The organism is Mycobacteroides franklinii (assembly GCF_002013895.1).
In the GTDB taxonomy this organism is placed as follows: Bacteria; Actinomycetota; Actinomycetes; order Mycobacteriales; family Mycobacteriaceae; genus Mycobacterium; species Mycobacterium franklinii.
In genome coordinates this window covers 96,978-114,992 of sequence record NZ_MAFQ01000010.1, presented here as the reverse complement: position 1 = coordinate 114,992, position 18,015 = coordinate 96,978, and the positions used below count along the sequence as shown (strand labels likewise).

At 60.4% G+C, this 18,015-nt stretch carries 20 protein-coding genes; 8 read left to right on the top strand and 12 right to left on the bottom strand.

Annotated features, from left to right (window positions below; genetic code table 11):
- Nucleotides 1-6: 6 nt before the first annotated feature.
- Nucleotides 7-537, bottom strand: a complete 531-nt coding sequence (locus B4393_RS28110; protein ID WP_078335247.1) for a DUF5994 family protein — start codon at nucleotides 535-537, stop codon at nucleotides 7-9.
- A gap of 445 nt (nucleotides 538-982) precedes the next feature.
- Between B4393_RS28110 and B4393_RS27850 the strand changes: the two genes are divergently transcribed.
- Complete coding sequence (locus tag B4393_RS27850) at nucleotides 983-1,141, top strand: DUF6307 family protein (RefSeq protein WP_165758494.1); 159 nt, start codon at nucleotides 983-985, stop codon at nucleotides 1,139-1,141.
- A gap of 38 nt (nucleotides 1,142-1,179) precedes the next feature.
- On the opposite strand, the gene B4393_RS18015 is transcribed toward B4393_RS27850, so the two are convergent.
- A complete protein-coding gene (locus tag B4393_RS18015) occupies nucleotides 1,180-1,923 on the bottom strand; it encodes a TetR/AcrR family transcriptional regulator C-terminal domain-containing protein (protein WP_078335245.1) in 744 nt (247 codons plus the stop codon).
- Nucleotides 1,924-2,326: 403 nt separating this feature from the next.
- On the opposite strand from B4393_RS18015, the gene B4393_RS27575 reads away from it, so the two are divergent.
- The 4 genes from B4393_RS27575 (at nucleotide 2,327) to B4393_RS17995 (ending at nucleotide 5,097) form a co-directional block, all read left to right on the top strand.
- Nucleotides 2,327-2,584 carry a hypothetical protein gene (locus B4393_RS27575; RefSeq protein WP_133052579.1) on the top strand — a complete coding sequence of 86 codons (258 nt, stop codon included), beginning with the start codon at nucleotides 2,327-2,329 and terminating at the stop codon, nucleotides 2,582-2,584.
- A 63-nt stretch (nucleotides 2,585-2,647) separates the two neighbouring features.
- Nucleotides 2,648-2,857 carry a hypothetical protein gene (locus B4393_RS18005; protein WP_078335243.1) on the top strand — a complete coding sequence of 70 codons (210 nt, stop codon included), beginning with the start codon at nucleotides 2,648-2,650 and terminating at the stop codon, nucleotides 2,855-2,857.
- Between the two features lie 91 nt (nucleotides 2,858-2,948).
- Nucleotides 2,949-4,214, top strand: coding sequence for a fatty acid desaturase family protein (locus B4393_RS18000; protein WP_078335242.1), 1,266 nt, complete (start codon nucleotides 2,949-2,951; stop codon nucleotides 4,212-4,214).
- A gap of 31 nt (nucleotides 4,215-4,245) precedes the next feature.
- Nucleotides 4,246-5,097, top strand: a complete 852-nt coding sequence (locus B4393_RS17995; RefSeq protein ID WP_078335241.1) for a universal stress protein — start codon at nucleotides 4,246-4,248, stop codon at nucleotides 5,095-5,097.
- Nucleotides 5,098-5,123: 26 nt separating this feature from the next.
- Here the strand turns inward: B4393_RS17995 and B4393_RS17990 are convergent, their stop codons facing one another.
- From B4393_RS17990 to B4393_RS17980, 3 genes are read right to left on the bottom strand one after another with little or no spacing between them, the layout of a single operon-like run.
- Nucleotides 5,124-6,611, bottom strand: coding sequence for a glycoside hydrolase family 130 protein (locus B4393_RS17990; protein WP_078335240.1), 1,488 nt, complete (start codon nucleotides 6,609-6,611; stop codon nucleotides 5,124-5,126).
- Nucleotides 6,608-7,618 carry a glycosyltransferase gene (locus B4393_RS17985; RefSeq protein WP_078335239.1) on the bottom strand — a complete coding sequence of 337 codons (1,011 nt, stop codon included), beginning with the start codon at nucleotides 7,616-7,618 and terminating at the stop codon, nucleotides 6,608-6,610. Before B4393_RS17985 ends, B4393_RS17990 begins: the two co-directional genes overlap by 4 nt.
- Entirely contained in the window at nucleotides 7,615-8,715 is a 1,101-nt protein-coding gene (locus tag B4393_RS17980) for a glycosyltransferase (RefSeq protein ID WP_078335385.1), read from the bottom strand. The genes B4393_RS17985 and B4393_RS17980 overlap by 4 nt, the downstream gene beginning before the upstream one ends.
- 434 nt (nucleotides 8,716-9,149) lie before the next feature.
- Here B4393_RS17980 and B4393_RS17975 point away from each other — a divergent pair, with 434 nt between their 5' ends.
- Complete coding sequence (locus B4393_RS17975) at nucleotides 9,150-10,166, top strand: glycosyltransferase family 4 protein (RefSeq protein ID WP_078335238.1); 1,017 nt, start codon at nucleotides 9,150-9,152, stop codon at nucleotides 10,164-10,166.
- Nucleotides 10,167-10,187: 21 nt separating this feature from the next.
- On the opposite strand, the gene B4393_RS27570 is transcribed toward B4393_RS17975, so the two are convergent.
- The 6 genes from B4393_RS27570 to B4393_RS17945 all read right to left on the bottom strand — a co-directional run bounded on the left by B4393_RS27570 (nucleotide 10,188) and on the right by B4393_RS17945 (nucleotide 15,008).
- Nucleotides 10,188-10,655, bottom strand: a complete 468-nt coding sequence (locus B4393_RS27570) for a DUF5994 family protein (protein WP_133052580.1) — start codon at nucleotides 10,653-10,655, stop codon at nucleotides 10,188-10,190.
- Nucleotides 10,652-11,179, bottom strand: coding sequence for a DUF5994 family protein (locus B4393_RS28460; RefSeq protein WP_078335236.1), 528 nt, complete (start codon nucleotides 11,177-11,179; stop codon nucleotides 10,652-10,654). The genes B4393_RS27570 and B4393_RS28460 overlap by 4 nt, the downstream gene beginning before the upstream one ends.
- Nucleotides 11,180-11,702: 523 nt before the next feature.
- Complete coding sequence (locus B4393_RS17960) at nucleotides 11,703-12,581, bottom strand: alpha/beta fold hydrolase (protein WP_078335235.1); 879 nt, start codon at nucleotides 12,579-12,581, stop codon at nucleotides 11,703-11,705.
- A gap of 208 nt (nucleotides 12,582-12,789) precedes the next feature.
- Nucleotides 12,790-13,320 (bottom strand): GNAT family N-acetyltransferase, encoded by a 531-nt coding sequence (locus B4393_RS17955; protein ID WP_078335234.1) that lies wholly within the window; start codon nucleotides 13,318-13,320, stop codon nucleotides 12,790-12,792.
- The gene (locus B4393_RS17950) at nucleotides 13,317-14,189 is read right to left on the bottom strand and encodes a universal stress protein (protein WP_078335233.1); all 873 of its coding nucleotides are present in this window, start codon (nucleotides 14,187-14,189) and stop codon (nucleotides 13,317-13,319) included. The genes B4393_RS17955 and B4393_RS17950 overlap by 4 nt, the downstream gene beginning before the upstream one ends.
- Nucleotides 14,190-14,228: 39 nt before the next feature.
- Nucleotides 14,229-15,008: a universal stress protein gene (locus B4393_RS17945; RefSeq protein ID WP_236743188.1), complete on the bottom strand. Its 780-nt coding sequence runs from the start codon at nucleotides 15,006-15,008 to the stop codon at nucleotides 14,229-14,231.
- Between the two features lie 282 nt (nucleotides 15,009-15,290).
- Between B4393_RS17945 and B4393_RS17940 the strand changes: the two genes are divergently transcribed.
- Both B4393_RS17940 and B4393_RS17935 read left to right on the top strand, forming a co-directional pair.
- Nucleotides 15,291-15,884 (top strand): Rv1733c family protein, encoded by a 594-nt coding sequence (locus B4393_RS17940; protein WP_078335231.1) that lies wholly within the window; start codon nucleotides 15,291-15,293, stop codon nucleotides 15,882-15,884.
- A 53-nt stretch (nucleotides 15,885-15,937) separates the two neighbouring features.
- A complete protein-coding gene (locus B4393_RS17935; protein WP_078335384.1) occupies nucleotides 15,938-16,939 on the top strand; it encodes a zinc-binding alcohol dehydrogenase family protein in 1,002 nt (333 codons plus the stop codon).
- Nucleotides 16,940-16,967: 28 nt separating this feature from the next.
- Here the strand turns inward: B4393_RS17935 and B4393_RS17930 are convergent, their stop codons facing one another.
- On the bottom strand, nucleotides 16,968-17,942 hold the full coding sequence (locus tag B4393_RS17930) for an Acg family FMN-binding oxidoreductase (protein ID WP_165758495.1): 975 nt from the start codon (nucleotides 17,940-17,942) through the stop codon (nucleotides 16,968-16,970).
- Between the last annotated feature and the right edge of the window lie 73 nt (nucleotides 17,943-18,015).

Below are 18,015 nucleotides of genomic sequence, written 5' to 3'. Positions count from 1 at the left end.
CCGTGCCTAGGACACAGTCATGACGCGGTTTTCGACACCCTGTGAACCACCTTCTGAATCCCACTGATTCTGTGCTGCGAATGCGTCGGCTCGCTGCAGTACATCCGGGGTGTCCACGGATAGCAATTGATTGACAGTCTTGGTGTTTCCTGGGGCTGCTGCAGTCATCATACTGGTGTGGGCGGCGTACGACTCGGTCTCGGGAGGGACAACCAACAAGGTCAGAACAGACCCGTGTTCTCCTTGGACGCTAATGGTGTTGCATGGTTGGTGCAGTGACCAGTTCAGACGTGCGAGATTGTCGGGAAACAGCATGCGCCGCGAGCCCGACCTCCATTCTGAAACGCGATAACCAACCCGGTCGATCGAACCCAAGCGGACACTGAGAACTCTCAACAGTGGAGGCAATTCCACCATCAGGTCGGTGGAATACGGCCACCATGCTCCATCTACGTGTCCAGTGGTAGGCGCCTTCGGCTTTAACCGAAGACGAACCGCTGATCCGCTTTGCGGCTTTGAAAACACTCGATGCGTCATCGGACGCTCCTCATCTCGGCCCCGCATGCGGAGTCGAATACTTCGACGCGGCCGCGTCCATCGATGAGCGAGTGCCAAAATACCGTCGTGCCACCAGCCTACTCCGAATCTGCGATATGGACGTGGCGAAGCTAGCACTGGGCACGCGCGGCATCACGCCTCCAGAAATTCTTGCACCGCTACGGATTTCACTAATGAGAGCTTCCCAGGTTGGTATCTCGGCGGAAATGGGGGAGTCGAGACGCTCAGCGAAAAGCAAAGCTTCCGAGGATGTCTGTGACTGCAACGCGCCGCTATCCCGTCAGATTTCCGAACGAGTTGGGCGACACCGCCCCATGGTCGATCCGACCGACGTGACCGACACGGGCATAGGCGTAGCGTAGAGGTTGTCGGCCCGAGTACCGCTGTGGTGCTCGAAACGGGCCGACTGAACAGGACAGAGATCATGGAATCTACGATCACGTTCCGGACTCCCTACGAGAAGCGCGTCGAATTGGTAGCCCAGGCGCTCATGGCGTCGTCGACGCTCGAGGACGATGCCGCCAACTCGGCGGCGATCTACGTTTTGCATGCACTGGAATCGATCCCGGAAACGATCCGATAGCACTCGCTGGCCAATATCCGGCGCGGACGAGATGTGTTTCAGGTGGTTTCGCCTGTGCGGTCGGGGTCGGCGCGAGGTGAACTAAGGCCGGGTAGAAGCAGGTCGAGCCCGTGATCTAGCTCTGCGGCACCGTCGTAAGACGCCAAGGCCGGCGCCAAGGAGCGCAGTAGCGGGAACTCGGTGATCGGTAGTCGGTGCAGGCCCAGTTGGAGCACCTGGTCGGTCTCCTCCGGGCGTTCGAGGACTTCCTGAAGCTCGTTGAGGATGTGCCCGTGTAGGTAGCCAAAAAGCACTCGATAGACGTGGAGGGCCTCCTCACCGCGGAACCCCGTGGACGTGAGCAGTCGGAGGATATTCTCAAGGGGCCGTACCATTCCTGGTGGCCGTTGCCCGAGTGGAGTAGACAGCGGGCGAGTCACAAGTAGCGGCACGGCGTTGGGGTGCCGTAACGCCAGCCGGCGGAAATCGTGTGCGACAGAACGCAGTTGGGCTTCCCAGTCGGGGTCGTTGGTGTCCACCACGAGTTCTGCAAGCACCATCTCTGCCACTCCGTCGAGAAGCGCGGCCTTACTTGGGATATGGCGGTACAGCGTCACTGGATCGCGACCCAAGGCCTCGCCAAGGCGTCGCATCGATAGGCCATCAATCCCGCTTCGATCGACGATCTCGAGGGCCGCTTGCAAGATCATTGCGCGAGTCAGCCGGATGTCGGTTCGACCCGCAGGACTGCGAATAGTGCCCTGACCGTCGTGAGCGGCAGGCCCGGCTGGCTGTTTAGGCATTTTGCTGTGACACCTTCATCTCGGGAAGTTCGTCCCGTCGGTCGGCTCAGTCTGAACCAACCTTACATTGCTGGTCAACGCTGTTATCTACAGTGTTGACAAACGATGATGACAAGCGTGTACTGGACTTATCGCATCAGGATCAGAGGCAAGATGATGACAATCATCGGATTAACCACTCTGGTCATCGCGATGGTCGTTGGGTTCACGGCAGTGCTGGTTGCTGCTGACGATGTTGCCCTTGTCCTTAGAGATTTTGCTGATTTCGACCGTCACGTCATAGGGGAAGGAGATGCTCCATCGTCGGTCATACCGTCGACGGTGGGGTGGTGCGGGGCATACCGCGCAGTCTCGCTTGCGGATGTGAGCCCGTTACCTTCGGCGACGGCGAAGGAATCGCACGATGAGTACTAGCTTACGACGCGAAAAGCGTTCGACGACTACGCCCCACAAGGAGCGCATCGTCCACTATCTGGAACTACTGATACTCAGCTGGCTCATCATGGGCGCCATTGCGACCGGCCAACGTGGCTATTTTGCGAACACACATAGTTGTGGAGGCATTGCGACGATTGCTTTGACGGTTGTGGCCGGTCCGCTCAACTACGCCGGTCTCGATTCGAAGGCGACGGGCTGCAGCGGTCCCGCGCCCAGTGGCTGATACCCGTAAACCCGTGGGTGATGACCCGAATCACCCATCTATGTAACAACTTTAGGAGTCTATATGGCTACCAGCGCTATTTTCTTGATCATCCTCGTCGTGCTCGCGGGGATTCTCCTCTTCGCCGCCATCGCACTCATGGCGTACAACGAGCACCACCGATACGGGCAAGCCGAAGCTGAACAGATCCGCAAGGCTGCGGAACAGCACGCATTGGTGAAGCAGAACGAGTCGGCAATTGCACTCGGCCGGAATGATGGCCACAGAGAATGAGATTGGTTGCCGGTAAACATCATACGTGAGAGCCTGGCCGCGGTTGCGAGCGTCAGTGCAGATCTATTTTTGACAAGAAGGTGAGGAGCGGATGGCCGTTACAGACGTCGCGGCATTTGCACACTTGACCGACTCCGACATCGAAAATCTCATGGCAGAACTTGATGAGGTCCGCCGCGAGGTCGAATCGTCTCGTGGTGACCGGGACGCGCGGTACATACACCGGACCATCGCGGCTCAGCGAGCGCTGGAGGTGGCAGGCCGGGCGATCCTCTTCCGGAGCGCGTACCGGGCAACGTGGTGGTCAGGCGCTGCCGCACTGGGTGTGGCCAAAATTGTGGAGAACATGGAGATCGGCCACAATGTCATGCACGGCCAATGGGATTGGATGAATGATCCCGAGATCCACTCCTCGACGTGGGAGTGGGACATGAGCTCAGTTTCCAAGCATTGGCGTCTCACTCACAACTTCATGCATCACAAATACACCAACATCTTGGGTGTGGACCATGACGTGGGCTTTGGGCTTTTGCGGGTCACCAGAGATCAGCGGTGGACACCATGGAACCTGGGAAACCTGTTTCTCAACGCAGTCCTGGCCCTTGGTTTCGAGTGGGGAATCGGATTGCAGCCCTTAGAGCTTGAGAATTTCTTTGCAGGCAGGACAGACCGCAAGGTGTCGCTGAAACGCATACGTGAGTTTCTCGTCAAGGCCGGCCGGCAGGTGTTCAAAGACTACGTGGCCTTTCCGATGCTTACCATGCTGTCTCCTGGAGCTTCCTACAAATCGACCCTTACAGCCGATTTTTTCGCGAACATGATCCGCAACCTGTGGTCGAACGCCGTGATCTTCTGTGGCCACTTCCCCGATGGCGCAGAGAAATTCGCGATGACAGCGGTATGTGGCGAAAATAGAGGGCAGTGGTACCTGCGGCAGATGCTCGGAGCGGCGAACTTCGAAGCCGGGCCGCTCCTGCGATTGATGAGCGGCAACTTGTGCTATCAGATTGAGCATCATCTGTTTCCCGACCTGCCGAGCAACCGGCTCCACCTGATATCGATTCGGGTCAAAGGGATTTGCGAGAAATACGACCTGCCCTACACAACGGGATCATTTCCGGCTCAGTACGCCAAAACGTGGCGCACTATCGCCAAGCTCTCACTCCCCGACAGATATCTGCATGACACGGCCGATGACGCACCCGAGACCCGAAGCGAGCAGATGTTCCTTGCGACGGCGCCCCGCGTTGCGCCTGTTGATCCCGCCACCAACCGGAGACTGGGGCTGAAAACAGCGATCGCAGATGTGCATCAACGGCACCGTGCTCGCACAACAGTTGGGCGCCTGCACCAGTGAAACAGCAGATGTCCGTGGAACGGAGACTCTGATGAGCGAGAACGAACTAAATGGCCCCGTGGTGGTCGGGATCGACGGATCACGGGCGGCGCTTTTCGCCGCGGAATTGGCGGTCGATGTGGCTATCAGCCGTGATGTACCGCTGTGTCTTGTCCATGTGACGAGGACTGCGGTCACCGCCAGATCTTTCGTTGACGAGTATCGAAAAGATGGGCAGTATGCCGAGACAGTTCTGCGGTCAGCGGCGGCCGCGATCGAAGGTTTGGGCAAGCCGGTGAAGATTGACTCTGTTGTCCTCAGAGGTCCTCCTGCTGAAGCGCTTATCGTCGAATCACGAAGCGCGAGTCTTGTTTGTGTAGGGACCGGGCGTTTCGCAGCGGCCGTTCTGGGCTCTACAGCGACCGAACTGGCCGAGCATGCCCACTGCCCGGTCCTGGTAGCCCAAAGGCCTGATGTGGACGGCTCTTCAGAGCCGACAACGCTGGAGAGCCCAGCGGCTGGACGGAGCTGGAACAACCTCTCCCAAAGGTGGATTGCGCTGTCCATCAACGGTACAGACGACAACCACCGTGTTGCTGATTACGCAATGCGCGAGGCGCGCTTGCGTCAGCTACCCGTACTTGCCATAAGCCCCTGGTCGCATAATCTTGCCGACGGAATGCACCATGAACTAGATCGCCGGATCGCGCGCCTGCGTGAACAGTATCGGGACGTTCATATGTATCCGGTGACTACACGTTCACGTATCTCCCGGTTCATTGCCAGATGTCAAGAACCGATTGCTCTTACGGTGATCGGGGCCGCAGAGGGGAACCAGACGGCGCGCCTATCTGCATCATCCGGTGGGGCGGGAAGCTCAGTTCTTGTGGTCCGCCATCGATAGACATGCACGCCTCATAGCGTGCAGCGTCATGCCTTGAGGAGCTCGAGCAGCGGGAGCAGGTCAACGAAGGCGAACCGGACTGAGGAGTCGCTGCAACCGTAGGGCAGGACCAGTACGTCTCGATGAACCAGCGCGCCGCAGGAGTAGACGACGTTGGGCACGTAGCCGTCCCGCTCGGATTCGTTGGGCACCAGCAATGGTTCGCGCAGCACTCCGATGACCGTGGTGGGGTCATCGGAATCTAGCAGAATCGCACCAATCCCGTAGGTGCGCATCGGGCCAACGCCATGGGTCAGCACCAGCCAGCCTTCAGCCGTTTCGATCGGAGGCCCACAATTACCAAGCTGGATCAGCTCCCACGGCTGGCTCGGTCGATAGATCGTGATCGGATCGCTCCAAACCAGGGCATCCGGTGAACTGGCGAGGCTGATACTTTCCCGATCCCAGCGGGACAGCATGAGATAGGTGCCGTGTAAACGGCGGGGGAACAACGTCATGCCTTTGTCTTTAGCGGCGGACCCAGTCAGCTGGTTGCTGTCGAACGTGACAAAGTCGCGGGTATGTAAAAGCCGCGGAACGACTTTAGAACCGTTGAATGCCGTATAGGTCGCGTAGTAGCTGACGGAGCCGTCATCGTCACGGAATCTGGTGAAGCGTGCATCTTCGATCCCGCGGCTTTCGTCGGGGCTTGCGGGAAAGATGACACGCTCGGATAACGGGCGGTCGGCCGGATACGTCAGCCGGTAGTTGCAGGAAGCAATCCACCGGATGTGGTCGGTCACGGCGTCCGTGCTGCCACGAGTCAGGCGATCGCGGCCGACGGAGGTCAGCGCCTCCTCGAGAGTGGCCGCGTCGAACTTCTCCGGCAGCAGGCCGAGTACATGTGTGGCGGCCTCGGCGTCGCCGCGCTCGGCAAGTGCCGCCCCCAGGAAGTCGCGAGATACCACGGCGGCGGAGTGCTCGCCGGCGTTCGCGAAGTGGCCAGGTGCATCGATACGCACGGAATCATTGGGTGCGAGCACGCCCGTGCGAAACTCGATGCTCGAGATATGTCCTTCGCCGATAGCTCGCAGGCTCATGACAAAGCGGCATTCGCCGGCTTCCAGCCCTGATTGGTCGGGGTGCGCGACAATCGACGGATTCAGCAGTGCCGCAGCCTCGATGGCGTACTCCTGGGTGAAACAGGCGCCGATCAGCTGCTGGCGTTCGGGTGTCAGTGATGCCCCTTGCGGGAGGCGGTGCTGCACGAGGGCAAAATGCGCTGCGAATATCGCGTCGAGCCCGCGGTGTCGGTCACAGAATCGGCCTGCGGTATCGGAGAGGGTAGTCCGGACCTCCTCTTGGGTCAGCCTCAGCACGCGGCCGATGATTGTGTCGGCGCGCGAAATGCCCTGAGCCAGAATTTCTTGGCCAGGAAGAAACAACTTCGCCAAGACGCGCCGAGCGTCGGGGGAGAGGACTTGCGAGCCACGCCGCACTGGCTCGACCAATGCGGTGGTGGCTTTGTCCGTCATGGTCTGGGCTGCCGGAGGCGGCGTGCTTGTTGGAGGGTGGAAATCAGGGCCAAGGTCGACTCGGCCCCTTGGTTCTCGTTTCTGCCGTATTGCTCGAGCCCGTCGCAGCCGCCCCCGCTGACAGAGTCGAACATCGGGATACCGACGTCGTTGGCACCGAGAAACCATGCTTCGCAGAGCATCACGGCGTCATACCAGCGGTGGTCGCCGGTGTCGTCATAGGCGCGAGCGCAGGCGTCGGCCAACGTCGACACCTCGATAGGCTGCTGATCGAAACCGGGCCGCGGATCGCCGGTGGCCCACCCGCCCACGGGGGTGACCGAAAGATGGCCCCCTGAGGTCTCGATCGCCAGCAGCCAGCGCAGCATCACGAGCCCGTCGGCATAGGTCCGCCCTAAGCCCAGTCCGGTGCCTACTGCCAGCAACCCCTCCGCCAGTACCGCGTTGGCATAGTGCAGGCGTGGCTGTGGCCAGCGCCAATCCGATCGGCGGGTCGGCGCCCCGATCAACGCGCTTGCGCTGGTGAGCAGGGCCCTGGCACCTTTGTGGCGAGGGCGTGTGCGCAATACTTCAGCTGCGCCGAGCGCCGCGAAAGCCATCGGCCTCGGCCACGGTGAGCGGCGGGCGATGCTGATATCGAAGTACGTCAACGCTTCCTGAGCTAGCTCGGGGATCTGGTTGGCGACTGACCCCAATGCCCAGATGGCGCGGCCCCAATGATCGGCAACTCTCGGATCGTCCTCCCAAACGAGGTCGACCGAACGGCGGTTTCGGAATTGCCCATCCGGGCTCTGCGCATCTACGAGGAAATCCAGGTAGATCCGCGCAAGTGCCCGCTGTTGCTTGGTGCGCTCGGGCTCGCGTGCTATGACAACGAGTGCGCGCGACACGTCGTCGACGCAATAGCCGTGATCGATCCGGGGCTCGACGAACTTCGCATGCTCGAAAATCCCGTGTGCATCGCTGAGGCGCGTTAGGTGCGCGTAGGAGATGGCGATGGTGCTCATGCTGAGGCCATGACGGAATCGATATCGTGCATTTCGGTGGCCAGCTCGCGGTACTTTCGGCCAATCGCTGGCCAAAATAGTTCTGGGGCAATGCGATTTGCCTCCGCGCTCATGCGGGCCGACAGGTGCGGCTCGGTGAGGACGAGGCGCAGTGCGGACGCTATCGCAGAGGGGTCTTGTCGGTCGACCAATAGACCCGCGCCGGTCGACAGCAGTTCCATTGCATGCGGGAACGCCGTTGATATCACTGGTTTGCCCGCTGCGACAGCTTCGATCAATACGCCAGATGTGACCTGCTCGCGTGAGTCATACGGGAGCAGTACAACATCTGCCTGACGAATCAGCCGACGCAGTTCTGCTTGATCAAGGTAACGCGCATCGAAGTGCACCGCATGGGCGACTCCACGGCGTTGGGCGCGCGCGATGAGACCAGCGCGATAGGAATCACCTTGCCGTTCTGCGACTTTCGGGTGAGTTTGGCCAACTACCCGGTACAGCGCCGCGGGCCGTAAGTCGGCGATCAAGGCCATCGCATCGATGGCCCATTCAATACCTTTGCCTTCACCGAGGAGTCCCCACGTCAAGATCACCGGTGTCCGTGTGATCGGCTGGTGTGGGTCCGTGGGCTGAGATCGTATGTCGGCCGCACCATGCGGTATGACCCGAATCTTCGTCGGGTCCACAGAATAATGATCGATCAGACGTTGACGAGCGGTGTGTGTCATCGTGACGATCGCAGTGGTCGCCTCGGCGAGCTTCTCCAGGATCATCCGCTGGTGCGCGGTCGGAGTGACCAGCACGGTGTGGAAAACGGAAATGGTCGGAACCCTCAGGGCTCGAACAATTTCCAATACATCTGATCCGTCTCGGCCGCCAAAAATCCCGTACTCGTGCTGGATTACGACCACATCGTGGCGATTAAGTACGGCGGCTGCCGCCGTTGCACCCTTCCTGGCGCTGCGTACCCATTGATGCACGACACCAACCGGGGCGGTCTCGGAAACCGCATCCACCAGCGCGACCACCCCCACGGAGTCCGCCCCTTCACTCGACGGGCGATCGCAATTCCCTGGGGCAGAGACGATGTCGCTGTCCATGGCGATCGATTCGACCAGCGACCGGGTGAACGTCGCCAACCCACACTGGGTCGGGGGATAGGTGCTGAGAACTCCGTAGGACAGAACTGGCACGTGCCGGCCTTTCCGCTTCGGGCAGCTCACATCTAGTTGCCGCCTGCCGCCACTCAATTGGCCGTCTGTGCCGCGCTGAAGCGCTTGAGAATCCGCCTGAGCGTCACACCCGGCAAATCGACCACCACAATTTGGGAAAATACCAAAAATTGTTGCTCCACAAGGCGGAGTAACAATCGTTAGTCTAGCATTTTTTCGGGAAATATTCAGACCGTGAGACTACTGAGATGGAGGTCAAACCGGGCTCAACGCTTAAACATTTTCCCTGATACAGTGAATTTGGCACTAGCTGTCGGATCAATTTCTCGATAGACGGAATCGCGCCGGAAATTGAGGATCTGATGAAGATAGGTGTCATCGCGTCGGTGGCTCACCGATTGCCGCCGCTGAATTACGGCCCCTGGGAACAGATCGCGTCTACGCTGACCGAGGGGTTTGTGGCCCGTGGGCATGAGGTCACCTTGTTCGCCACCGCGGACTCCATGACATCGGCGCGACTGTTCGGCACGGTGGAATCGGGGTACGAGGAATCCGAGGGGGCCGACGCCAAAGTTTGCGAAGCACTCCACAATTCGAGCGTTTTCGAGCGCGGCGATGAGTTCGATGTATTGGCCAATCACTTCGACTTCATGCCGCTGACCTACAGTCGTCTGGTGTCCGTCCCGATGGTCACGACGATCCACGGCTTTTCATCACCAAAGATCGTGCCGGTCTATCAAGCCTTTGATGATATTGCGCATTACGTAGCGATCAGTAATGCCAACAGACATCCGGCGCTGCGCTATGACTCGACGATTTATCACGGTATTGACTTATCAAAGTTTACATTTGTTCCTACGGTGGGAAAATATCTGTTGTTTCTCGGCAGGATTCATCCCGACAAAGGGACCCATGTGGCGATCGATGTGGCGAGGCGTGCCGGTCTACCGCTCATCATCGCGGGGATAATCCAGGACGAGGAGTATTTCCGTGCAGCGGTCGAACCGCATCTCACCGGCGCGGAAGTGACCTACGTGGGGCCGGTGGGGCCCTTGAAGCGTGACGAACTACTGGGCGGTGCGCGAGCGCTGCTTCACTTGATCAGTTTCGCTGAGCCGTTTGGGCTGTCAGTTGTTGAATCCCTCGCGACCGGCACTCCGGTGATCGCGACACCGTTGGGGTCCATGCCGGAACTGATTCAGCACGATTCGACGGGATTCCTTGTGGTCGATACCGGGAGCGCCGTGGCCGCGGTAGCGGATATCGAGACGCTGGACCGCTACGCATGTAGGGCAGACGTGGAGAAGCGTTTCAGCGCAGACCGATGCGTCGATGCATATTTAGCGCTCTTCGAGAGGATTTGCCTGCCGCGCTCATAGAGGCTTCAGCGAGTGGGGCCGTCAACCGGCCCTGCGTGCCGCCGACAAGGGTTCAGTCGGTAACAGTGCCGTTGGGGCGGAAATGTTTCCCGGGGTCGCTGCCTTCGCCATCGCGTCGTGGGCGACGTGCGGGTCGGTCATCGGGGGGATGACCAGGAGCACCAGTTGACGACGATCCAGATCGCTGATGTAGACGGTGTCCGCCCGCTGGTAGCGGTATCCGTCCAAAGACACCATGCGATCGCCGTAGCCCAATTGCCTGGGGGCCGCATCCCATTCCTGGATACGGTAGATCACCCGTTTGACGGTTCCGAGTCGAGATGCCGCAGCATCCAAAACCGTTGGCAATTCTTGCGCTAAGTCTCGCGAGTGCGGCCACCAGGCGCCGTCGACATACCCGCTCCAATCACCGTCGGGCTTCAACCGAAGACGTACGGGGTCGCTACTTTGGAACGTCACCGGCGGCACTAATGTGGCCGCGCGCGTCATGATGTCCGCCTAGTTGATCTTGCGGCAGGCTTCAGCTGGGCTCCGCCGTCGGAGTCCCATTGGTTCTCAGCTTCAAAGGTGTCGATCCATCGTGTCAACGCCGTGATGTCGCGGGGCGCCAGCTGAGCGATGGTTTCCGTGCTGCCCGGGGTTGCTTCATCCGCGGTGGTGTTTTGTTCGAAAGGAGACACACTGGAGGGTGGGACAATCAATAAGGTCAGATGCAACCCGGTCGTCCCTCGGACGCTGATGGTGTTGGCTGGCTGCAGAAGCGACCAACCCAGATGCACCAGCCGGTTGAGAAAAAGTACCCGCCTCGAGGTTGGTGCCCATTCTCCGAGTCGATAGGTGACCCGATCAATAGGGCCCAAGTCGATGCTCAGCTGCGTGAGCAGCTGTGGTAGCTCGATCGACAGGTCGTTCGAGCGTGGCCACCAGGACCCGTCGCTGTGTCCGGTTTTCGGATCCAGGCGAAGACGTAGCGCCAATTTGGATCGTGGCGGAGAAAAAATCTGATGCGTCATCGACGCTCCTAGCCTCGGACCCCTGACCGGCGCCGAATAACCAGACGGAGCCTCGTCCGCAAGATGGGCAAGTGCAAGAGACCGTCTGCACTCAGCCTACTCCGATTGGCGACTCGCGCAGCGCTAGTTGTCAGTGAAACCCAGAAATTGGGTTGATGGCTTGGGTGCGAGCAAGAAGGAAGGGGCGTGATGGCCAAAGCGGTGGGGCTCACACAGCAGAATTCGCCCAATACTGCTGAATTTGTTGTGGTGCAGTCTGATCCGGCAGAAGCCCGCCACAATGACGAATCGATCCGGGCCGTAGGGGAGTGCCAACGCGCTTGCTTCGCGTAATCAACATGACGCGGCACACGCTGACGGAGATGAGGTCGTCCTCAACTGCGCGACTGAAAAGCATTCAGCCTCCCCGGCGGACCGGGCCTAGTGCGCTGGTTTAAAGGCGATGCCTGCAAGAGACTGCAGGACTAGGGGTACAGCGCACACCCCCGGTGGATTGCACGCCGACTCTGCCAGGTCCTTAGCTTCAAGCCCAGCGTTCCCTGCGCCAGTTACGGATCGCTTCCGTGAACTGCTCGGGTGCGTCAGAAGGGACGAAGTGGCCGGCGCCCTTGACGCTGACGGTCTGGTGATCGGTGAAAGTGTGTTCCCACCGTCGTAGTTCGTTGTTGCCGAACGCGAAGTCGGCGTCACCCCAGATGATTAGCGTCGGTAGTGCTGCGATGTCGGTCAGCCCGGCTTCGACGTCGGCGAGAAATGCTCGGCTGGCGGTGATTTCGCGAGGGAAGACTGCCGAGGGTTCCCGCCGCGCGGGACTTCCGAGCGGCTTCCGGTAGTGGGTCATCCGCTCGACGGTGGGCTTGTTAAGTCGGTGCCCGATGGGGATCATGAGATTGACGAAGAGGTTAAGTTGCCGGATCGCCAGGCGCCCGATCGGGCTGCCCATCACGTAGGACATGATCTGTATGAGCGGGTCACTGACGGGCCATGCCCAGGTGTTGGTCAGGACCAACCGGCTGAAGACTTCGGGGCGTTTCTGCGCAGCTGCCAAACCGATTGGGCCGCCCCAGTCATGGGCGACCAGCGTCACCCCGCTCAGCCCCAACGCGTCCACAAAAGCGCCGATCACTTGTGCATGTTCTGCGGGCAAATACCGGTATCCCGGCGCTGCTTGTGACAGCCCGAATCCGGGGTAGTCCACTGCTATACAACGAAATTCTTGCCGCAGGGAGTCGATGACCTCGCTGTAGTCGAACGACCAGGTTGGATTGCCGTGCAAGAACACCAGTGTGGGTCCCGATCCAACATCCACGTAGTGGATATGGTGCCCGTGGATGCCGATGAATCGGCTCTCAAACGGGAACAGCTCGTCATCAACCCACGCCGGTCTTCCCGGGACTGTCATGGTTACCCCTTGCTCGATACTTGATATAATCAAATATACTTTATATTTGCAAGTATCTGAAGGGTGCGAACTGCGGACGTGCGCGATGCAGAACTGCAGTGTTGATCGCGCTCAGCAACAGGCGCGGTCAAGGGTATGCAGGCCTCGACTCGGGGTGTATGCGGTGACAGCGGGCGAGTCGCCGCGGTTGTCCAGGCGGCTAGGAACGCTAAAAACCCAAGGAGTCTAGTTCGATCGCCAAGTGAAGTACGGCGCCATCGGTGTGGTCGATCTTCTGTGGCAGTTCTAGTTCACGCAGCATCACGAGGAGCGCGTGGTTTTCTGCGAGGACATCCGCGGTGAGCCGTGTGATCCCGTTCCTGACGGCGTGCTCGGCGAGGCATTTGAGGAGCATTGTGCCCACGCCGCGCTGATGGTCGGCGTGCGCGACGAGGATGGCAACTTCGGCGCTATGTCCGTCTTGATTGATGACGTAGTTTGCCGCACCGACCAGTCGCCCACGCTCTAAGGCTCCGATTGACAGTTGTTGGTTGGACTGCTGAGTCAGTGATTCAGCAAGTGCTGTAACACTTTTTGGGTTGGTGGTGAAGAATCGGAGATAGCGGTCTTGGTCGTTGAGCTCGCAATGAAGAGCAGTGACCGATTGGATGTCGTCACGATCCAGTGTTCTGACGGTGATCGTCGAGCCATCGATGCTTTTGCGCGCCCGCTGTCCAAAATCGGAGACGATGACGCTCATGGTTGCCGCGCCACGATTACCGGAACCCGCGTGGCTTGAGCGACGGTGGAACTGACTGACCCGAGCAACATTCCGGCGAAGCCACCGCGGCCGTGACTACCGACAACGACAAGCTGGGACTGTGTGGATTCTGCGGTGAGGTAGGGGGCGGGGTAGTCACAGACGACCCGGCGATCGACTTTCACGTCGGGGTAGCGTTCCTGCCATCCCGCCAGTCTTTCGGCGAGCGTTTGTTTTTCTTGGTTTTCCGTGGCCTGCAGGTCAAATGCGGGTTCGAAGAAGTCGGGCATGTGCCAGGCGTGCACCGCGATGAGTGCAACCTTGCGATGTGATGCTTCGTCGAAGGCGATGGCCGTCGCCTTCTCCGATGTCGGCGAGCCATCGACACCCAGCAGGATGGGCGCGTGGTTATCGAGTATTGCCTCGTCATGGATCACCGCAACGGGACAACGGGCATGGTGAAGGACGGCGGTGCTGGTCGAGCCCAGCCTCAGGCGGTCCAGGGTATGCAGGCCCCGGCTGCCGACCACGAGGACCCGAGCGTTTTGTGCCGCGTCTACCAGCGTTGGTACCGGATGCCCAAAGGCCACCTGGCCGTGTGCACGGCTCAACGGGCCGTCCGCGGCCTCTTCTGCGGTTCGCCAAGCGTTCTCCAGGATCAATTGTGCGTGCCGCTCACGTGATTGATAGATCCGCTCGCGTAGCTGCTGGTCGTACACATGGGTCTGCTCGATGTCAAACGCACTGACAACGGTGAGTGACTCGTTGCGCATCCTCGATTCCTTTGCAGCCCAACGAACTGCGGCATCAGAGCAGCTGGATCCATCGACCCCGACCACGATCCCCGAATGGTGCGTCTCGGATAGCATTTCTTTTTCAACCTCTTTCGTCTCGTACTGAGGAATCCGCTAGTCGCGGACGACCAGGATCGTGCGGTCGCCACGATCGACTGAGGGCCGTATGCGGATAACGTGTGGAATATCTGCACGTCCCACCACTGCGAGTTGGATCGGCTCGTCACAGTCGGCAAGAAAATGGCCGATGTCGGCGCGCGCTGCGACGGGGTAGATGTGGATATCCGGATAGCGTTCACGCAGGCCGGCGACACGGCGATCGAGTTCCTGGTAAGGCGATTGGCCCATGTCTTCTTGCCAAGTACCCACCGCAAGAACAGGCAGATTGCGCAGTCGCGCTTCCTGGATCGCGTGGTCGATGACTATATCCGTGTCCTGAGGACCGTTGACGGCCACAGCAATCCATACGGTGCGATCATGCGCCACGAATTCCGGTCGGTGGACTATCGCGACGGGGCAGTGCGCGCGGTTGGCGATTTCTTTGGCGGTCGAACCCCAAAAGGCACCTGCCAATCGTCCGAACCCCTCAGAGCCAACGCACACCAGGCTGGCGGTACGCGATTCTGCGGTCAAGGCATCCGAGGCTAGCCCGTGGCGGATCACGCAATCGACTTTGACAGCCTTTCCAGTCGCCTTGACGGCCGCCGCGGCATCGCGCAGCGATGTTTCTGCGTATTCCTTGTCGATGTTGTACTCGTCGACAAAAGACTTAGCCGTGACGACGGGCCTGGTCACGTGAACCAGGCACAGTGGCACGTCTCGGCTGATTGCTTCATCCGTGGCCCATTCGGCCGCGTGAACAGCGGCGCGCGAACCGTCGATGCCGACGACCACGGGTCCGTGCCGGGCATTATCAGTCATGGGACTCTCTCCTTCGGATGATCGAGCGCGGCCGGCCGTTTGATCGGCTGAATTGACGGTAAGCCTGGTTGCTTGTGCTGGGCGGAGTCGTAAGTCCCCGATTCCTTGCCAGTGGTATACGGCCCGTCGTGTCAGAAGGTTGACAGGCGCCGTGACCAATGACCTGCTCAAGTGGAGGCCGCGGTCTCTGCGGCACCGGCCCCACCCGATGCGAGGATCAGCTGATCAGACCTAATGCTCAGCCTAGGAGATGTCATGAATGTCTTGGTGTTTGGCTACTGGCAGGTTCTGCTCATCAGATTGTTCCGGCGCCATCCCTTGGTCCGGGGCTGTGACCGCGCAGAGGCCATGGTGCAGTTGCTGGGCTGGCTCTCGGTGTTGGTGATGCTATCGGTGGCAGGTGCGGCCGGCACAGCCTTGTACGACGCCGGAAGCAGAAGCAGCAGTGAACAATTGCATTCACGCCACCAGGTGCAAGCGGTCGCAATCGGCGAGAGTCACGCGGTGGCTCCCCGCTACAGTGCAGTTGTTCTGGTGCCAGCCCGGTGGAATGTCGGGGCCGTGGAGCATCACGACACCGTGCGGTACGGAGCAGATCTCAATACGGGAGACAGGTTCCCGATCTGGGTTGATTCGACTGGTCGCAGTGTGTCGGCACCGACATCACGAACGGATGCCGCAGCCGATGCCATAGTCGGCGCGGTTCTGTTGTGGACTGCCGTTACGAGCCTCGTCGTCGGAGCGGTCGGATGGACGCTGCGGCGGATCCAACGGATCCGTTATGCGCGCTGGGAATCAGACTTCGACGCGCTGGTTGATCGCGGGGGTCGCCGGAAAAGTGACCATTGAGCTCGTAGGCTTGTCGGCGAGCAGAAGGGACGAAGGCGGTCATGGACTCAGAGATGCTGGCCTGGCAGGTGCAGCGGCCGGGTCCCATAGCGAGCGGGCCCCTGCGTCGTGCGTACGTCCCGGTGCCCGCGCCCGCCCCCGGTGAACTGTTGGTGCGAGTGCTTGCCTGTGGGGTGTGCCGGACCGATCTTCATGTCTCCGAGGGCGATCTGGCCGTGCACAGGCCACACGTCGTGCCCGGACACGAGATCGTCGGGGAGGTCGTTGGACTGGGCGATAAGCCCGAGACCGTTTTCACGGTAGGTGATCGAGTGGGCATACCCTGGCTTCGGCATACGTGTGGTACATGCAGATACTGCGAACGTGGCAACGAAAACCTATGCCCTCTATCGTTGTATACGGGCTGGGATGCAGATGGAGGGTATGCGGAATACGCGGTGGCGCCGGTCGCCTATGCGTTGAAGCTGCCGGCAGGCTACTCCGACGCCGAACTTGCCCCGCTGCTGTGCGCCGGCATCATCGGCTACCGCTCGCTCCAGCGTGCAGAGCTGCCTCCGGGTGGGCGCCTGGGACTGTACGGCTTTGGCGGCAGCGCACACATCACCGCACAGGTGGCCCTGGCCCAGGGTGCCGAGGTGCACGTGATGACCAGAGGGGAGGACGCTCAGTTACTCGCCCTCGAACTTGGTGCCAGCTCGGCGCAGGGGCCGGCTGATGCGCCTCCCGTTGCGCTGGACGCGGCGATACTTTTCGCACCCGTCGGTGAGCTGGTGCCGCCCGCGCTCGCGGCGCTTGACCGGGGAGGCACGCTCGCCATTGCCGGCATCCACCTAACCGACATTCCAGCGCTCAACTATCAGCAGCATCTGTTCCAGGAGAGGCAGATTCGATCGGTTACGGCCAACACCCGGGCCGACGCACGGGCATTCCTGGAGTTCGCCGCGACACATCGGCTCCATCTGGCGGGCCCCCGATACGACCTGCGACATGCGGACCGTGCTTTGTCCGATCTGGCTGCCGGCCGCATCAACGGCGCCGCCGTGCTCCTGCCTTAGCGCCTGCGGGCGGTGCTCGGGATAATAGTCACCTGCCTGTGAATTCGAGGACCGCAGACAGGGGACGCCGTGGCGTGGGTGCCGGTATCGGTTCCAGCGGGGGCGTCGCGCCGATCCGAACCACCGCCTGCGGGTAGTCGCGGTCGGTTAGTCCCTCGATGATCTGGCGGCTCGCGGCGAGTTCGATGACATGGGTCAAGGTGCAGGTGGCCAAACCGGCAACTGTGGCTTCAATCAACAAGGCCGACAAGGCTTCACCGCATCTCAAGAAATCCTGTGCGGAGTCATCGGCGGTTGAGAGCACCGCCAGAGTTGCTCTATCCTGCGGCACAGTCGCGCGGCGCTCCTGATGTCGCGCGAAAGGAAATCCGCGCCCGATGTCGACTCGGTTCCTTTCTTCCTCCGAGGGCAACGAGCTGCTCGGGATGCCCTCGGAGAGCTTGAAGGGGGCAGTCCACCAGTCGATCTCGGATTTGTACTCCGGATCATATTGGCGAAGACCTTCACTGAGCTGAGCCGCCTCCACGACGCACGGACGCGCCTCGTCGGCAAGGACGTCGAGGAAGGCTCGATCGCTGACGGCTTGCCGGAGCAGCTGCTCGGTCACCGCCCACCGGGGCGGCGGCAGAAAGGGGAGTCGATCGGTGTACCGGCGCTCCAGGGCATGCAGGCGATCACGGTGGGCATCCGTGACGTACTGCATCTTGGTGAAATTCATGGTCGCCAAATGGGTGAGGTCATTAGGGTTTGGGAAGTACTCCGGCTGCACCAGCCAACCAAAGGCAGCCGCAGCGGCACGAAAGTGATCGAGCACGGCGCCGCAGCTGATCAACGCCTCCCGCCGCGAGGGGTCCACGCGTAGCACGCGATTCACGTCCAGATAAAGCTTGACCTCGTCATCCATCACCCAACGCCACGGCTGACTGTTGTGGATCGACGGCGCCCGGCACGCGGCCTGGATTGCCTTGACGACAACGTCACGGGCTAGCACTACGTGAGTCACAGCCATACCTCCGCCTCGGCCCCTCTAGCAAGTGTCAACCCGAGGTCCGCGGAAGGTGAGAGCAATTAGTCCC

Excerpts from the sequence above, each read along its gene's own strand:
- B4393_RS28110 (WP_078335247.1), bottom strand. The coding sequence starts at position 537 with ATGACGCATCGAGTGTTTTCAAAGCCGCAAAGCGGATCAGCGGTTCGT.
- B4393_RS27850 (WP_165758494.1), top strand. The coding sequence starts at position 983 with ATGGAATCTACGATCACGTTCCGGACTCCCTACGAGAAGCGCGTCGAA.
- B4393_RS18015 (WP_078335245.1), bottom strand. The coding sequence starts at position 1,923 with ATGCCTAAACAGCCAGCCGGGCCTGCCGCTCACGACGGTCAGGGCACT.
- B4393_RS27575 (WP_133052579.1), top strand. The coding sequence starts at position 2,327 with ATGAGTACTAGCTTACGACGCGAAAAGCGTTCGACGACTACGCCCCAC.
- B4393_RS18005 (WP_078335243.1), top strand. The coding sequence starts at position 2,648 with ATGGCTACCAGCGCTATTTTCTTGATCATCCTCGTCGTGCTCGCGGGG.
- B4393_RS18000 (WP_078335242.1), top strand. The coding sequence starts at position 2,949 with ATGGCCGTTACAGACGTCGCGGCATTTGCACACTTGACCGACTCCGAC.
- B4393_RS17995 (WP_078335241.1), top strand. The coding sequence starts at position 4,246 with ATGAGCGAGAACGAACTAAATGGCCCCGTGGTGGTCGGGATCGACGGA.
- B4393_RS17990 (WP_078335240.1), bottom strand. The coding sequence starts at position 6,611 with ATGACGGACAAAGCCACCACCGCATTGGTCGAGCCAGTGCGGCGTGGC.
- B4393_RS17985 (WP_078335239.1), bottom strand. The coding sequence starts at position 7,618 with ATGAGCACCATCGCCATCTCCTACGCGCACCTAACGCGCCTCAGCGAT.
- B4393_RS17980 (WP_078335385.1), bottom strand. The coding sequence starts at position 8,715 with ATGGACAGCGACATCGTCTCTGCCCCAGGGAATTGCGATCGCCCGTCG.
- B4393_RS17975 (WP_078335238.1), top strand. The coding sequence starts at position 9,150 with ATGAAGATAGGTGTCATCGCGTCGGTGGCTCACCGATTGCCGCCGCTG.
- B4393_RS27570 (WP_133052580.1), bottom strand. The coding sequence starts at position 10,655 with ATGACGCGCGCGGCCACATTAGTGCCGCCGGTGACGTTCCAAAGTAGC.
- B4393_RS28460 (WP_078335236.1), bottom strand. The coding sequence starts at position 11,179 with ATGACGCATCAGATTTTTTCTCCGCCACGATCCAAATTGGCGCTACGT.
- B4393_RS17960 (WP_078335235.1), bottom strand. The coding sequence starts at position 12,581 with ATGACAGTCCCGGGAAGACCGGCGTGGGTTGATGACGAGCTGTTCCCG.
- B4393_RS17955 (WP_078335234.1), bottom strand. The coding sequence starts at position 13,320 with ATGAGCGTCATCGTCTCCGATTTTGGACAGCGGGCGCGCAAAAGCATC.
- B4393_RS17950 (WP_078335233.1), bottom strand. The coding sequence starts at position 14,189 with ATGCTATCCGAGACGCACCATTCGGGGATCGTGGTCGGGGTCGATGGA.
- B4393_RS17940 (WP_078335231.1), top strand. The coding sequence starts at position 15,291 with ATGAATGTCTTGGTGTTTGGCTACTGGCAGGTTCTGCTCATCAGATTG.
- B4393_RS17935 (WP_078335384.1), top strand. The coding sequence starts at position 15,938 with ATGCTGGCCTGGCAGGTGCAGCGGCCGGGTCCCATAGCGAGCGGGCCC.